This window comes from Streptomyces sp. NBC_01244 (assembly GCF_035987325.1).
Classification (GTDB): domain Bacteria; phylum Actinomycetota; class Actinomycetes; order Streptomycetales; family Streptomycetaceae; genus Streptomyces.
The window spans coordinates 7,075,526-7,089,997 of sequence record NZ_CP108488.1; the positions used below are offsets into that span (position 1 = coordinate 7,075,526).

Below are 14,472 nucleotides of genomic sequence, written 5' to 3' on the forward strand. Positions count from 1 at the left end.
CGCTCGCTACCTGCGGCCCGAGCTGTCGGCGACGTGGACGAGCTGGTCGAGGGCGGTCAGGGTGTACCAGCCGCAGTCGACGGCGGTGCTGTCTGCGTTGGCCTTGCGCACCATGAGCTTTTCCAGGGCGCGCAGGTAGATGAGGCAGTCGGCGCAGCGGCGGTTGAGATGGACGAGATAGCGGGGGTGCGCGGTGACGAACGTGTGCTGACCGCCGTTGGGGTCACGCAGCCGCCAGCCGTCCTCGTTGGTGGGGGTGTGCCAGGACGGGGTGACGACGGTCATGGAGTCCCCCCAGAGCTCGTCGCCCGCGATCCCCTTGAGGACCACGACGCGGTCGCCCGGGGCGAAGTGCCGGTGGGTGATGTCCCGGTCAGGGGTGAGGGTGTCGGCCGGAGCAGTGGGACGGGGAGCGGCTTCGGGCACGGAGGATTCCTTCCACGTGAACGCGGCAGAGACGGCGGTGGGGATGACTTCAATGGTCCGGAGAATCCGGGATTTACGAATTCACGGATGCCGTGATAGCTGTCGCGTAATTCGTCACGGGAACGGATTCTCGGTACCGCGGTCGTCGTCACCTGCGGCGTCGAGGAGTTCGGGAACGTCCACACCGTCGGCGCCACGCTGGTCGATCCACCAGCCGGCCCGGGGCACGGACCGGATCCTCTCCTCCAGGGCCGCCCAGTCGGCGTCGTCCCAGGTCCCTTCTTCCCTGTTGGATTGACGTGTTGAAGCGGATAGAGCAGGGGTGGGCGCGTGCCGGGTTGGCGTAGGTACTGAGGGACTGCCGGGTGGTGAGGGGCCGGGTGCCCGTTTGGGCTTCGGGCTGAAGGCCGATGTCGGGGCGCTGGTGGGCGCCCGCTCGTCGCCCGGCAGGTGCGGGGGTCAGCCACCGACAATGATCCGGCTGCCCCAAAAACTCGGAATCCGAGGTGTTCGCGGCGCGGGAGCCATCCCGTACCCGCGAACCTCTCGGATTCTGCTTCTGCGCTAGAAGGCTGCAGTTCGGTCTTCGCTGCGTGGATCGGTCACCTGGTGCCCGGTGTAGATGCCCGAGCGCGACTCGCGACGCCAAGGACGCGCGTAGGTTACTGATTCGGCGGCGGCCTCGGAACCGTTGTCGAGGTCCACGACCGCCACCGATGGTGATCCGTCTGCAGGGCACCGCTCAAGCCAGTCGCCGTGGGGGGCGATGATTCCGGACGGCGCGATGGCGCTGTGCTGCGTCGGCACCGAGAAGCTGACCCAGTAGCTGTTGGCCGCGGCGTGGCCTTGGGCTTGGGCGGCGGCATTCCCTGGGGAGACGCCGGTCGTGGAGAACAGGACGCAGTCGACGTCCAGCTCCTCGTACTCGGCGAACAACTCCGGGTAGTGGATCTCCATGCCGAGCAGGCAGCCGAAGCGCACCCCTTCGACGTCGAAGGTCACAGGCGAGATGCCCGGTGAGTACATGTACGAGACCTTCGTGTTCGACAGCAGGCGCTCGTCGTAGCGTGTGACAACCTCGCCGCGATCGGAGACGACGTAGAGGCTGTTGTGCGGGCGGTTTCGCCCGGTCAAGCGGTGCACCGAGGCGATCACCGTCCACAGCCGCAGCTCCCGTGCCAACTCGGCGATCGCAGCCAACTCTGCCTGCAGAACTGGCCACTGGCACCGAGCCCAGTCCGCCGGACCGACCGCGTCCGGGCCGTCGACGGACATGACGAGCTTGTGGGGAAAGCAGATCGCGCCTTCCGGGAAGTGCACGATCCTCGCGCCCCGAGCACTCGCTTCGCGCATCAGAGCACGGACTTGGCGGCCGCTTTCGTGCAGCGCGTCAACATCTCGCGGGTCCTCGCGAACGGGGGTCTGCGCGACGGCGAGCCGCACGCTCTTGGGGTTCCTTGCTTCCGACATGACGTCTCCAGATGGAGTCGGACGGAAGTGCCGGAGGGCAGACGTGTAGGACTCGCCGGTCTTGGCGGCGCGGGCGCGCACCTGGCGCTTGAAGTTCCTGCGGGCTGTCATCGCGGCCTTCCACGCCTTGAGCGACGGTTCCCCAGCAACCTCGCCCGAGGCGATCGGGCTGCGACAGCGACCTGAGACGCTAGTCCCTTTGCCTCCGATGGGAGACCGTGCTGGGGACGGTCGCGGGAGGTTCGGCGTAGGCCACGCAGTCCGTCATCATGCCGTCGCCTACGGGCTCCGTCAACCACCTTCAACCCGTCCGGCGCACCGTCGAATGGCCCGGCTGCTGGAGAGAAGCACCTCAGTTCAATACGCTGAACTTGGAAGGGAAGCGCAGTCCTCACCGGAACGGATTCTCGGTGCCGCGGTCGTCGTCACCTGCGGCGTCGAGGAGTTCGGGAACGTCCACACCGTCGGCGTCACGCTGGTCGATCCACCAGCCGGCCCGGGTCACGGACCGGATTTTCTCCTCCAGGGCCGCCCAGTCGGCGTCATCCCAGGTCCCTTCGACGACGAGAGCGGTGTAGGCGGTGGTGACCAGCTGGTGCCGACTGCGCTCGCCCCACTCCAGGGCGCGCTCGGGCCCGTCGAGCGGCGGCATGTCGAACTGCTCGGCCCACTCCTTCGCGGCGGCCTGCTCTGCAGCCCGCCGGGCTGCGAGCCACTCCTCGCGGCTGAGGTTGTCGCCGGTGCGGCTCGCCCTCCAGCAGTCGGTGCAGTCGCGGCCGGAAAGCCATCGGGCGAATCCCGCACGCCGGTCGGCGGGGCGGTCGGAGAGATTGTGATCGACCTCGTGCCCACACGAGTGGGTGACGGTCCAGGTAGTACGTACGGCCATGAAGAGGTGTTTCTCCTTGCGAGGATGAGGTCAGTTGTGGGCGGCACGGGCCCGGGTGCGCCGGTGCCGGCCCCGGCGGCGTGACGCGCCGGCGGGGGTGAGACGTCGGCGGGCAGCCGTGATGAACGACAGCGACACGGCGGCGCCGACGGCAGGAAGCGCTGCTCCGGCGAGCGGGTGCGCTGCGAGGGCGCCGGCGAGCGCGGTGCCCGCGGCCTGGCCGACGCCGACGGAGAGGATCAGCCACGCGTACGCCTCGGTGGTGCGTGCCGGCGGGGCGAGCGTGTCCACGGTCATGAAGGCACAGCTGACGACCACCGTGAGGAACAACCCCGGCACCGCGACGGCTGCGATGGCAGCGCGCGGGCCGGGCAGGGTGAGCAACGGCAGCCACCCGGTGAGGAAGCACGCGGCACCGACGAGGAGCTGCGCCGCACTCGAGCCGGGCCAGACACGGCGTCCGTAGAGCAGGCCCCCGAGGAAGCTTCCCGTGGAGAACGCGGCGGGGATCGCGCCGGACAGCAGCTCCATGTGGTGACCGGCCGCCATCGCGACGGACCACACGTTCATGGCGCCGATGGCGCACCCGGTACCGGCGAGGGCCAGGTACAGCATCAACAGCCCCGGGGACAGCAGGCGTCCGCGCGGCTCGCCGCCGTCGGCTGTCGCGGGGCGCCAGAGCCGGGACGGCGGCGCGGTGAGGACGATGACGGTGCCCAGCAGCCCGAGTACGGCCGTGGTGACGAGCGCGAGCCCGGGCCCGCGGGCAGCGGCGATAGCGGTCACCAGCAGGGGGCCGACGATGTAGAGCAGCCCCTGGGTGCCGGTGTCGAGGCTGACAGCGATGCGCCGCCGGCCCGCATCGGCCAGGACAGCCGGCCACAGGGCACGCAGACCAGCTTCCAGAGGCGGTGTGCACAGGCCGGCCACGCCCACTACCGCGGTGATGACTGCGGGATGCCCACTCGCGCCGATCACGGGAAGGGCCAGCAGGCTGGAGGAATTGAGGATCACTGCCGGTCCGGAGACGCGGGTCTGACCGAAGCGGTCCATCAGCCTGCCCTTGACGGGCTGGCTCAGCCCGGACGCCAGTCCGTACAGGGCGCTGAGCATCCCGGCGAAGGCCAGGGAACCGCCAATGCCCGTGATCCACAAGGCAAGTCCGACGGGAACCATGCCGTTGGGCAGGCGCCCGATGAGGGTGCCGCCGAGCAGACGGGCAACGTGCCGACTGCCCAGTACCGCACCGTAGGTGGCGCGCGGCTGCGGGACGGACGGGTGATCGGTCGGGGACAACAGGGGAAGGGCTTTCCGTCGGAGGCATACGGGAACGGTGGTGGTGCGGCGCCGCAGGCTGGGCGGGGCGGGCGGCGCCGCAGAGGGTCAGCAGAGGCGGGGCTCGCCGGGAGCGAAGGTGAGGGGCTCGCGCGCCGAGCTCACCTGCCGCGCCCGGTCGCTGGCGCGGCGGGGGCCGACCCAGGGACGGCGGGTGCCGCTGCCGCAGGCGAGTACGGCAGCGTGGTGTGCGGCGTGCCTCGTTGTGGGGAGCGGGAGTTGGCGGCGTGCGCGATACGCGAGCGGTGTTCGTGAAGGGTGGCGGTCCGCTGCTGGTGCGGCGGGTCCGGTGTGAGTTCTGGGTCGAGGGTGAAGTCGGCCTGCACGCGCAGGCCCAAGGCGCGTATTGCTGCTACGGCTTGCCGGGCGCGGCGGCGGCCGTCCTGCCCCGGCTCGGTGAGCCGGTGCAGGGTGGTTCCCGGAACGGGTTCGAACTGGACGCGGTCTAGGACCCAGTTCTTGAGGTGGTCGGTCAGGGGTCGGCCGGAGGCGGCGACGAACCCGTGCTCTTCGTGCCAGCCGATGTACAGGTGGGGCGGGTCCGCAGGCAGGGGGGCGGTCCTTTCAGTGCAAGGTGTGGGTGAAGTCCTCGGTCGCGGTCGCAGGTCGTCCGAGCTGGGCTGTGACATGCGACGGTCAGGCCGGGGCCGGTCCTGGGTGCGCGGCGGCGAGCTGGTCGACCCCCAGCTGGAACGCGAGCCGGTCGGCGACGTCGAGGAGTTCGCTCGTGCGTCGGTAGCGGTCACCGAGGGCGCGCTGACCATGGCTGTCGCACCACTCGCCGGCAGCGCGAAGGAAGTCACGCAGGGCCAGCAGCGCACCGGACTCGGAGCCGATGACCGCGTCGGTGACGACGTGGAACTGAGCCACGGTCTCGGCGCCCGCGAGCGCCTGGGTCCAGGGCAGCAGGCTCTGGCCCGGACCCAGCAGGTTCAGGGTCGCCAGGTAGTCGGCCGCCTCCAGACGGGCACTGCGCCGCAAATCGCTGCTGCCGGGTACGGCCGCCATCGGAGGCTGATCCCCCTGTACGCCGAAGCCTGGGTCTTGGCTGGTGGCCGGGCCGGGCGCCTTCCGGAGAGGTTGGGTGCTCACCGGCGGGTCGCCGACTTCGTGGCCTGCGCGCGGGGTTCGGCTTTGCGGACCGTCGTGGTGGGTGCCTGGCTGCGACTGGCAGCGCGTGGGCGCCAGCGTTCCGGGTCGTCGGTGAACGGGGTGAGCGGGTCCACGTCCCATCCGACGAGGAGACCGCGGGGCCCGTTCTGGAGGCTGGCGACCTCGACTCCCTCCGGACGCAGGACATACGCCCAGCTCAGCCAGCTTTCCTGGGCGGACACTTCGTCGAAGGTCATCCGCTGGACGGGGCTGCCGTCCAGGGTGACCAGGCCGGTCGTCGGGCGGCACGCGTCGTACCCGTTACCCAGGCGCTGCTGTACGGGTTCCGGCGCGTCGGTGAGGAGGTCCGCGCCGAGGTGGTCCCAGCTGACCTCGGGGGAGTCCACGAGGAAGCGGGCCATCGCTTCGATGTCGCCCTTGAACCGGAACTGGTGGGCGGCGAGGAGAAGCGGCAGGTGGTGGGTGGGGTAGCCGTCCCAGTGGACGTAAATGCCCTCGAAGCCGGTCGGGGTCGGTCGGGCGATGCAGGATCGGGTGGCCAGAACAATCTCCTGATACGGGATGGATGAGGCAGTCGGCGGACGGACCGAGGGCCGGCCCTGGCCGAGCGGATGCCTAGAGAAGCGGGCCGCCGGGGCTCTCCCCACCGCGAAGCCGCGGGGGAGGGCCGGGCGGCGGGGGAGTACGGCTGCCGGGCGGTGTGTTGAGCGGGGTCCCGGTCACGACGACGATGTCGAAGCGGTGGACGTGCAGACGCAGGACGGCCTGCTGGATGACGGACTCGGGATGCCGCTCCGCATACCTGAGTCGGCACAGACCGGTCGCGGGATCCAGCACCCACCGGCCGTCGGAGTGGAGCAAGGCCCTCACGGCCGTCGGCGCGACCGTATTCAGCAAGGGCTGTCCGTCGTCCCCTCGCCCGATCACGATCTTGTCGTGCTCCCGGAACCGGGTGGTGCGGGCCACCACCATCGCGGCCGTGCGGTACGGGCGCAGAAGACGACGACGGACGTCGGCCGCCGCACGGACGGGGTCTCCCGTTACGCCGATCGCAGGTGGAGGCTTGACGCCGCCGTGCTCGAAGACACCGGCGGGGAGCACGGCGGAGACGATGAAACTGTCCAGGTCCGGTGTCCGGGGGAGAACGTAGAGCTGCAGGCCATAGGGGTGAGTGAGGACGGCCCGGTGCACGTGCGGGAAGGACTCCAGCGTTCGGCGCAAGCTGCCGCCGGCCATGTCCCAGACCCGGCCTTCGGCCGGGTCACGACCGGAGGGGGTCCACCGCCCCACCGCAGTCCAGCCCGGTCCCAGCCCGGTGGCGAGCCGGTCAGCGAATCCGGTCACGAGCGCGTGCCGGTCGGAAGGCCCGAGCCCGCGGCCCGGCCGGTCCCCGCTCAGTCGTCCGCCTTGGGCTGGGGGTGGTGCACATGCGCGACGGCGTGTCCACGGGAGTGCAAGGCGTGCACGGCCTCGTGGACGAGGTGTTCCTGCTGCTCGGCGGGGAGCGTGTGCGCGGCCGTGTACCCGTGGAGTCGGGAGCAGTACGTGAACCCCCTGGACCAGAGGAGCTGCTGGACCGGGTCGGTTCGGGGGTGGTTCAGGGGTCCGGCGGTGTGCTGGCCGATGTGAATGCTCACGGGGTGGTGCACGGAGTGAGGAATCCTTTCTGCGAAGTTCCCGGTCAGCGGCGCTTCGGGGCGACGCTGCTGGCGGTGACGGGTGGGGTGGGCGGTAGCGCCGTGGATACAGGGCGGGGCAGGAGCTGGCGCCGCAGTTCGGCGCGCCCGGTGAACTCGGTCGCCGCCGTCAGCGAGGTCTCTGCGGCCTGTCCGAGTTCGGGCCGGCCGTCGGCGTGGTGGAAGACGATGCGCCACTGGAGGTGCTCGGCGAGGCGCCCGCTGGATCCGGCCGCGATGGCTGCGGCAGCGGCGAAGTGCTGCACAGCGGACGCGGCGTGTGCGGCGGCAGCCGAGAGGGGAACGAGCACGGCGGTCGTCATGGCTGGGGGAAGTCCGGGTGCCGCGGGGAGGGTTGAGACCGCGCGCTGAGCGGTAGCGGCAAGCCCCTGGGCGTGGCGGGCCTGGTCGAGAAGGGCCTGGCCGAGCGGGTGCTCGGGGACGTGCCCGGCTTCGTCCAGCAGCGTGAGCTCGTTCTTCGCGTGGAGGAAGTCCTCCGCCAGGACCTCAAGCCGGGATGGCCAGGTCTGCTCGTCTGGTGCCGGGTTGATGTCCCAGGAGAAGTCGTACTCGTCGTCGGAGTCGATAAGGCCGTTCTCCAGCTGGGCCTCGCGGTCGACGACCTGCGCGAGGACCGTGTTCTCCTCGGCCTGGCACTGCCGGTAGTCGGCCCATTCCTCCTCGGTCAGCTCAGGAGGGCGCTGCATAGGGGAGCTCCTTCGAACGCGGCGATTTCGTGCGGCTGTTGGCGTACGGCCTTGGGGATCGGTGGTGGGGGGACCTGTTCACCGGTGCTTGGCCTGTGATGACGTGGCGCGCGGTATGAGGTCCGGCGTTGGCCTGGCGGGGCCGTGACTCAACTGCGTCGTTTGGGTGGCCATCGGCTTCGAGTCCGGCCGCTTCGGGGGAGTGCGTCTGCGGAGGTGCGCCAGGTGCGCGTCGACCGCAGTGATGAAGCGGGCCACGTGGATGCTGGCCTGGGGGTCGGGATGCGATCTGGAGTCGTAGAGGACCGTCAGTGGTCCACGGCGGGGGTTTCGTAGGTGACCAGCCATCCGCCGTCAGATCCGATGATGAGCACGGCGTCTTGGTCGGGAGGCCAGGCGTAGACGATCCAGTCATCCAGGCCGAAGTCGACGTCGCAGGTCAGTCCGCGTTCCCGCAACGGGGTCGTCACTTGCTCGAACCTGGCCCAGGCCCGCAGCCACTGGGGATCTCGGATGTGTCGGTGATCGGGCAGGGGGGCCAGGCCGGGGGTGAGCCTGGTAGTGGGCGGCGTGTCCAAGTCAAACGGCTCCGGTAGGCGTCTTGGGCCGGGAGATGGGGTGCGGTTTGGGAGATGGAGAGGACTCGTCGGGTGGGCTCGGCCACGACGAGGCGAGCAGCTGTTGGTGCTTCAGGAATCGCGAACCCACGGGTCGAGAACTCAGTGCATTCGGGAGTCCGTGTCGAACAGCTGCTGTTCGGCGGGGTGGAGGAGGTGCTGGACGATGAACGACCTTCCGGCGACGCGCCACAGCCCGCGGCCTCGGTTGAGGTGGGATATGGCCTGCATTTCGACGGAGGTGAGTCCGAGGAGGCCGGCCGCGGCGTGGAGTTGGTCGTTCTCCTGGCGGTAGATGATGCGGGTGGAGCAGTCCGCGAGGAGGCCTTCGGCGAGGGCGCGTCCGCGTGATCCGGCGTCGCCCGCGGTCAGCAGGTCCGAGAGCCGGTGGATGACCATCAAATTCGCGATGCCGAGCCCGCGGGACAGCTTCCACTGAGCCTGCATGCGCTCCAGCAGTCCCGCGTGCCTCATCAGTCGCCACGCCTCGTCATAGACCACCCAGCGCCGTCCGCCTGCGGGGTCGGTCAGTGCGGACTCCATCCAGGCCGAAGCGCAGGTCATGGCCAGTACCAGCGCTGTGTCGTCGCCGGATCCGCCCAGGCGGGAGAGGTCGATGGTCAGCATCGGGCTGGTGGGGTCGAAGCGGATGGTCGACTGGGCGTCGAACATGCCGGAGAGGTCGCCGTTGACGAGCCGGCGCAGGGCGTGGGCGAGGTCGCGGGCCGCGTCGCCGAGGTGGCCGGACATGGTGCCGCCGGCCTGGTCGAGGAGGTCGGGTTGGTTGAGGGTGTGGGCGATGTCGCCCAGCAGCGGGGTGCGGCCGACCGCGGCGGCGGCTTGGACGACCGCGTCGAGGGCGACGTCGAGCGCGGTGTGCTCCATCGGCTTCAGGTCCCGGCCGAGCACGGTGCGGGCGAGGGAGCCGAGGAGCAGCAGGCGTCGCTTTCGGACCTCGACCGCCCAGTCGGACTCGGCCACGCCGGCGGGCCGGGGTGCGGCGTCGAGGGGGTTCAGCTTGCCGGGCAGCCCCGGGCCCAGTGCGATCGACGTGCCACCGAGGGCTGCGGCGACGGGGGTCCATTCGCCCTTGGGGTCGCAGGGGACGTACACCCGGTACCCGAAGGCGACTGAGCGCAGGGCGAAGGATTTGGCCAGGGCGCTCTTCCCCTGGCCGATCACGCCGGCCAAGAGGATGTTGGGGTTGGTGAATCCCTCGACGCGCCCGTACAGGGTGAAGGGGTCGAAGGTGAAGCTCGCCTCGGCGTGGACGTCGCGGCCGATGTAGATGCCTTCGGCGCCGAGCCCGCCTTCGGCGAGGAAGGGGTACGCGCCGCTGGCGGTGGCGGTGGTCATGCGGTGAGCGGGCAGGCGCAGCCGGGTGCCGCGTGCGGAGGCGGCGCCGGGGCGGCCGTAGGCCGGGTACACCGGGAGCGGCATGTGCGCTTCGGCGGGCTGGTGGCCGGAGGGGTGGGCGGCGGCGGTTTCGCGGGCCTTGGCCTGGGCTTCGGCGAGCTGCTTGCGGGCTGCTTTGCGGGTGGCGCGGTCGGTGCCGTGCGGGGTGAACAGGGGGCTCGCGCTGGCGCGGCGGGCTCGGCGGGCGGGCCGGTGGTTCATCGAGGCGGCCTTAGGTCGGGTGCGGGCAGGTCATCGCCCGCAGTGGGTGGTGTGGCCGCGCAGGTCGGCGGGGGTGGTCTTGCGGCGGATGGCGTGGCCGGTTGCGAGGTGGCGGTGGCAGATGGTCAGCACGGGCGGGCCGTCGGGGAGCCGGTCCGGCCGGCACTCGGCTTCGGCGCCGGAGGTTTCGGGCGGGAGGGTGTGGAAGGCGTCGTGTAGTTCGGCGCTTGCCTGCCACAGCCGCGTGTGGGCGGTTGCGAGGTGGCGTCCGGCCGCGGGCCAGCTGTTGCGGGTGGTGTCGGTGAGCTGGTCGAGGAGCTGGTGGAGCGTGGTGAGGTGGGCGTGGAGGACGTCCAGGTGGGCGCGGTCCGCGGGTGTCTTCGGGCGGGGCCGGTCGGCCTGGGGCGTGAGGCTGCGGGTGTGGTGGCGGATGCCGGCGGTGGCGGCGCGCAGGTAGGGGTGCGCGTCGGTGGTCTGGGTGTGGGGTGTCACGGGATCCTTCCTGCCGGGGCAGGGTCAGCGGACTTGTCGGCTACAGGGCGGTGCGGGCCAGGGGCAGTGCGGCCAGGGCGAAGGCGTCGGGCTGCTGGCAGAGGAGGCGGCGCAGGTCGACCTGGGCGGTCACCGCGGCGGTTTCGATCTGTGCGCAGGCGGAGTCGAGGAGGGCGTCGGTCTCCGCGGTCACGGTGAGCAGTCCGGTCAGGGCCACGTCTGCGTGGCCGGCGATCAGCTGCCGCTCCCGATCCTTCACGTCGGCGTACTCGACGTTGTCCTCTTCGCTGTCGACCATGCCCTTGCGGCGCCGCTCGGCTGCGTCCGAGATGATCGTGGCCTTGCGGCGCTGGACATCGCGCAGGGCGGCGGACAGGGCCTGCGGGGCGTAGATGAGGGAGAAGCTGCGTCGGACGCCGGCGCTGAACAGCAGGCCGTGGAGGAAGCCGGCCGAGGTTTCGGTCCTGGGCCAGTTTTCGACCCAGTAGGTGGCGTGGCGGGCGGTGTCCGTGGCGAGACGGTCGCTCTCCTCGATCTGGACCACGGGGCCCGCGGCGGCGGGGTCGGCCTCGGCGCGGCCGGACTCGGACCACTGCTGGAGTGCGGAGAGGGCCTTGGGGTCGTAGGCGGTCCGTATGACCGCGGAGATTTCGCGGGCGGTCAGCCAGCCGGTGACCGTCAGCCCGGAGTTGCGGGCGGCCTGGGCGACGGAGCTGGTGGTCTGCGCCATCACGGTGAACGCTCCGGGCAGCCCTCCGCCGGCCTGCGAGATCAGCCGCTTGGCGGCCTTGAGGTCCAGGGAGATCGCGATGTACGACTCGTGGGGGGCCGCGGCCGGGCCTGCGGAGGCGACCAGGTCGGCGTACACCTGCCCGGCGACCGGGGTGTCGGCGCGGCCGTGGGTGCTCCAGTGGCGGGCGAGGCCGTCACCGGAATCGGGCACGGTCCGCTCCAGGACCTGGACGGTGGCGACGTGCCCGCTACGGGCGATGCTGGCCAGGGCCCGGCCCCAGTTGGCGACGTTGGCGTTCTGCGTGGACGGGTCGAGCAGGGCGAAGGCCCTGCTGGTGACGCGGGCGACAGCGGTGAGGGTCTGCTGGTGCGGATCGTGGATGGCCGAGGCCTGCGAGCCTTCGGGGGTGACCACGCGCAGCGCTGCAGCAGAGCCGGGCAGGTGGAGCAGGCCGTCGATGCGGGGGCGGGAGACGGCGCGGGCCAGCCACAAGGTCTGGCTGGTACGGCGGCGGTGGGCGTAACGGGTGATGATCGGCGCCCAGTCGATGAGCGAGCGACCGCTGTGCCGTACGAAGGCCAGGGCCGCGATGGCCGCCCACAGCGGGACGAGGGCGAAGGCGCCGGCCAGGCCGGTGGTCACGACGGTGACCAGCAGCAGCGCCAGAGTCAGGGACACCAGGATCAGCTGGGGGAAGGACAGGCCGAGCAGGATGCCGCGACGGGAGCGAAGAGGGAACTTCACCGTCAGCGGGGGAGTCAGGGTCAGATCAGACAAGGGGTGGACCGTTCGAGTGCGGGCGGGCAGCGGGTGGAACCGTGGGACGCGCCGGAGCGGACGCGGCGCGTCCCACGGGGATGGGGTCAGCCGGCGGCGGTCAGGGACCGGTGGGCGGGGGCGCCGCTGACGCCGAGCCGCTGGCTGAAGTGCCTTCGGAGGAAGACGCGTTCCCCTGCGGCGGCGGGGAGCTGCTGCCGCGTTCGCCCCACTGGTCGCCGCCTGACCCGGAGGAACCGGTGGCGGGGCCGCCGGAGGTGCCGCCGACCTGGCCGCTGGTGTCCTGCTGCACGCTGGTCGGAGGCGGCTGCGCCGCCTTCTTCAGGGCGTCCATCGCGGGAGACATCCCGCCGCCCTGCCCGCCCTGGCCCTTGGCGTCGCCGCCGCCGGTGGAGTGCGAGGCGATGTCGCCGGGGAATCCGCCTCCGCCGTCGGGACCCTGCGGGGCCGCGCCTGCCGCAGCTGCCGCCCCTCCGGTACCCGCGGTCGCGGCCATCGCCGCTCCCTTGCGGGCTGCGTTCTCAGCGTGCTGCCGTGCGACCTGCCCTCCCGCGCCACCGGCACGGTGGATCGACTCGCCATCGGTGCTCTCAGCAGCCCAGTGAACAAACTTGAAGCAGGCGTACGGGCACAACAGGACGAGGCACATGATGACCACGCCGGCCATGACGTCGGCAAGGGCGGCGGTTCCGTCCTTGGCATCGGTCCTGCCGAGGGCGGAGATACCCAGCAGGAAGATCACGGTCATCAGGAGTTTGGAGACGACCAGGGTGGCGGTGGCCTCGATCCAGCCGCGCCGCCAGCGGCGAGCGACCTCCCAGCCGCCGCCGGCACCGGCGAACACGGCCAGGGTGACCAGGACCAAAATGCCCACCTTGCGTACGAGCATCACGCACCAGAACATGAAGGCACCGATGGCGGCTCCTAGGCCGACGATGCCGGGCACCATCCACCCGAGCCCGGCCAGACCGCCGATCTGGGAGACCTTGATGCTGCGCCGTACGGCTTCCTTCATCGATGTGCCCGCGGCGGCGAAGAGACCGTCGCTCAGGGCATCGACGACCTCGATGGCGACAGTGGTCAGGGCGATGGCACCGAACGCGAAGATCACGCCCGAGGCGGTGCCGGTGAACGCCTGGCGCAGGGCCTCGCCGTCGCGGCGGAAGGCCGCGCGGACAAGCTGGGCGCACATCGTCGCGACGAGGACGACCAAGCCGATCGGCAACAACATCTCGTAGTTCTCGCGGAACCACGTGGCGTTGAGGTCGACCTTGGTGGTGGTGTCGATGGCGTCGGCTGCCAGGTCGGCGGCTGCGGCAGCGAGTTCACCGATGCTCTTGGCGATCCAGTTGCCTATGCCCTCGGTGATCGCCTTGCCGGGGTTGTTAGCGAAGTCAATGACGTCGGCAGCCGTGCACAACTTGTTGGCCAGGGGCAGGTCGCAGAAGCCCACAGGGGTCTACCTCCTCTCGTGGGTGGGGGTCAGGGCAGGACGCTCGGGGCGATGGCGACCAGGGAGCAGTCCGTCTTGGGCCGGCATTGAACGGCGAGGGTGGCCGTGCGGTCCTCGGCTCCGGCCCCGCCGCCGTTCCAGGTGATCTGCTGCTTGCCGGTGACCGTGACCACGTAGATGTACGCCTGGGTCAGCGCTGCGGGGTCGTCGGCGAGTGCTTGCTTGAAGGAGCTGGGGAAGTGCGCCTCGCTGATCAGGGCGGTGGCGTGCTGGCCGTTGTCGTGCATCCGCGACCACAGGACGGGGTCGGGGATCTGGGCCTGGACGCCGGTCCAGTCGGCGTACTGGCTCTCGCGGGTGACCCAGGCGCGGAGGCCTTCCAACTGCTGGGCGTGCGTGGTGGTGCGGGTGTCGTACGTCCACAGCACCTGGGCCGCGGCCTTTGCGTAGACGAGCGGATCAGCGATCTGCGGGGGCTTGGCCACGCCGCCGGTCCCGCCGGCCGACGGGTCGGGGGAGGACGGGCCGGGAGAGCTGGTTGCGGGAGCTGGGGTGCTGGTCCGGTCCGCGGTGTCGTTTCGGCCGGTCCACCACGCGGCGAGGCCGGCGAAGGCCACGAGCGCGGTGAGGCCGACGACCAGGACGGTGATGCGCCGGTTGGACGACCAGTGCCCGGTGTGCAGGTACATCCGGGGGCGGGCCCGTGTGCGGGATCGTTTCGCCACTACTTGACCTGCGATCCCAGGGCGGAGAAGAACATGACGATGCCGTTGGCGGCGCCGAGACCCAAGGCCGCGCCGGCGCTGACGACCGCGCCCTTCTTGCCGGTCGCCTCGGAGTTGTGGCCTCCGGTGAAGTGGCCCCAGGCCCAGACGGCCAGGGAGACGGCGAGGGCGCCGACGACGGCGATGATCCCGTACAGGTTGATCGAGGAGACGACGCTCTTGAGGACCGAAAGGCCCGGAAGGCCGCCTTCATTGGGGGTGATGCCCGGGTCGTAGGCAAGGGTGATGAGTCGGTCGATGGACGACATGGGTGTGCTGGACTCCTTGCAGGCAACGGCTCTTGGCCGGTGCGGGTGGCGCGAGAAGGGGGAAGGGCGCGGCGAAGGCGCGCGAGGGCAGCGCGAGGCCGCGGGAGATCCGGCCGCGAGGCCGGGAGGGGAAG

At 70.9% G+C, this 14,472-nt stretch carries 17 protein-coding genes; 1 reads left to right on the forward strand and 16 read right to left on the reverse strand.

Features of this window, described 5'->3' with window-relative positions; translation table 11 throughout:
• Nucleotides 1–6 precede the first annotated feature (6 nt).
• From OG247_RS31735 to OG247_RS31750, 4 genes are all read right to left on the reverse strand, one after another.
• On the reverse strand, nt 7–426 hold the full coding sequence (locus tag OG247_RS31735; RefSeq protein WP_327255384.1) for a hypothetical protein: 420 nt from the start codon (nt 424–426) through the stop codon (nt 7–9).
• Nucleotides 427–990: 564 nt separating this feature from the next.
• Entirely contained in the window at nt 991–2,007 is a 1,017-nt protein-coding gene (locus OG247_RS31740) for a carbon-nitrogen hydrolase family protein (RefSeq protein WP_327255385.1), read from the reverse strand.
• A gap of 280 nt (nt 2,008–2,287) precedes the next feature.
• The gene (locus tag OG247_RS31745; protein ID WP_327255386.1) at nt 2,288–2,785 is read right to left on the reverse strand and encodes a hypothetical protein; all 498 of its coding nucleotides are present in this window, start codon (nt 2,783–2,785) and stop codon (nt 2,288–2,290) included.
• Between the two features lie 30 nt (nt 2,786–2,815).
• On the reverse strand, nt 2,816–4,081 hold the full coding sequence (locus OG247_RS31750; RefSeq protein WP_327255387.1) for an MFS transporter: 1,266 nt from the start codon (nt 4,079–4,081) through the stop codon (nt 2,816–2,818).
• Nucleotides 4,082–4,347: 266 nt separating this feature from the next.
• Here OG247_RS31750 and OG247_RS31755 point away from each other — a divergent pair, with 266 nt between their 5' ends.
• Complete coding sequence (locus tag OG247_RS31755) at nt 4,348–4,569, forward strand: hypothetical protein (protein ID WP_327255388.1); 222 nt, start codon at nt 4,348–4,350, stop codon at nt 4,567–4,569.
• A 187-nt stretch (nt 4,570–4,756) separates the two neighbouring features.
• Here the strand turns inward: OG247_RS31755 and OG247_RS31760 are convergent, their stop codons facing one another.
• From OG247_RS31760 to OG247_RS31815, 12 genes are all read right to left on the reverse strand, one after another.
• Nucleotides 4,757–5,128: a hypothetical protein gene (locus OG247_RS31760; protein WP_327255389.1), complete on the reverse strand. Its 372-nt coding sequence runs from the start codon at nt 5,126–5,128 to the stop codon at nt 4,757–4,759.
• Between the two features lie 80 nt (nt 5,129–5,208).
• Nucleotides 5,209–5,880 (reverse strand): hypothetical protein, encoded by a 672-nt coding sequence (locus OG247_RS31765; RefSeq protein WP_327255390.1) that lies wholly within the window; start codon nt 5,878–5,880, stop codon nt 5,209–5,211.
• A complete protein-coding gene (locus tag OG247_RS31770; RefSeq protein WP_327255391.1) occupies nt 5,849–6,577 on the reverse strand; it encodes a hypothetical protein in 729 nt (242 codons plus the stop codon). Before OG247_RS31770 ends, OG247_RS31765 begins: the two co-directional genes overlap by 32 nt.
• A 50-nt stretch (nt 6,578–6,627) precedes the next feature.
• The gene (locus tag OG247_RS31775; protein ID WP_327255392.1) at nt 6,628–6,882 is read right to left on the reverse strand and encodes a hypothetical protein; all 255 of its coding nucleotides are present in this window, start codon (nt 6,880–6,882) and stop codon (nt 6,628–6,630) included.
• Between the two features lie 32 nt (nt 6,883–6,914).
• Nucleotides 6,915–7,616, reverse strand: coding sequence for a hypothetical protein (locus OG247_RS31780; RefSeq protein WP_327255393.1), 702 nt, complete (start codon nt 7,614–7,616; stop codon nt 6,915–6,917).
• Between the two features lie 308 nt (nt 7,617–7,924).
• On the reverse strand, nt 7,925–8,086 hold the full coding sequence (locus tag OG247_RS31785; RefSeq protein ID WP_327255394.1) for a hypothetical protein: 162 nt from the start codon (nt 8,084–8,086) through the stop codon (nt 7,925–7,927).
• Between the two features lie 249 nt (nt 8,087–8,335).
• On the reverse strand, nt 8,336–9,850 hold the full coding sequence (locus OG247_RS31790; RefSeq protein ID WP_327255395.1) for an ATP-binding protein: 1,515 nt from the start codon (nt 9,848–9,850) through the stop codon (nt 8,336–8,338).
• A gap of 30 nt (nt 9,851–9,880) precedes the next feature.
• Complete coding sequence (locus OG247_RS31795; RefSeq protein WP_327255396.1) at nt 9,881–10,342, reverse strand: DUF6238 family protein; 462 nt, start codon at nt 10,340–10,342, stop codon at nt 9,881–9,883.
• A 40-nt stretch (nt 10,343–10,382) separates the two neighbouring features.
• Nucleotides 10,383–11,852 carry an SCO6880 family protein gene (locus OG247_RS31800; RefSeq protein WP_327255397.1) on the reverse strand — a complete coding sequence of 490 codons (1,470 nt, stop codon included), beginning with the start codon at nt 11,850–11,852 and terminating at the stop codon, nt 10,383–10,385.
• Between the two features lie 100 nt (nt 11,853–11,952).
• Nucleotides 11,953–13,305 (reverse strand): SCO6881 family protein, encoded by a 1,353-nt coding sequence (locus tag OG247_RS31805; protein ID WP_327255398.1) that lies wholly within the window; start codon nt 13,303–13,305, stop codon nt 11,953–11,955.
• 29 nt (nt 13,306–13,334) lie between these two features.
• Complete coding sequence (locus OG247_RS31810; RefSeq protein WP_327255399.1) at nt 13,335–14,030, reverse strand: hypothetical protein; 696 nt, start codon at nt 14,028–14,030, stop codon at nt 13,335–13,337.
• Nucleotides 14,030–14,338: a hypothetical protein gene (locus OG247_RS31815; protein WP_327255400.1), complete on the reverse strand. Its 309-nt coding sequence runs from the start codon at nt 14,336–14,338 to the stop codon at nt 14,030–14,032. Before OG247_RS31815 ends, OG247_RS31810 begins: the two co-directional genes overlap by 1 nt.
• Nucleotides 14,339–14,472: the final 134 nt, after the last annotated feature.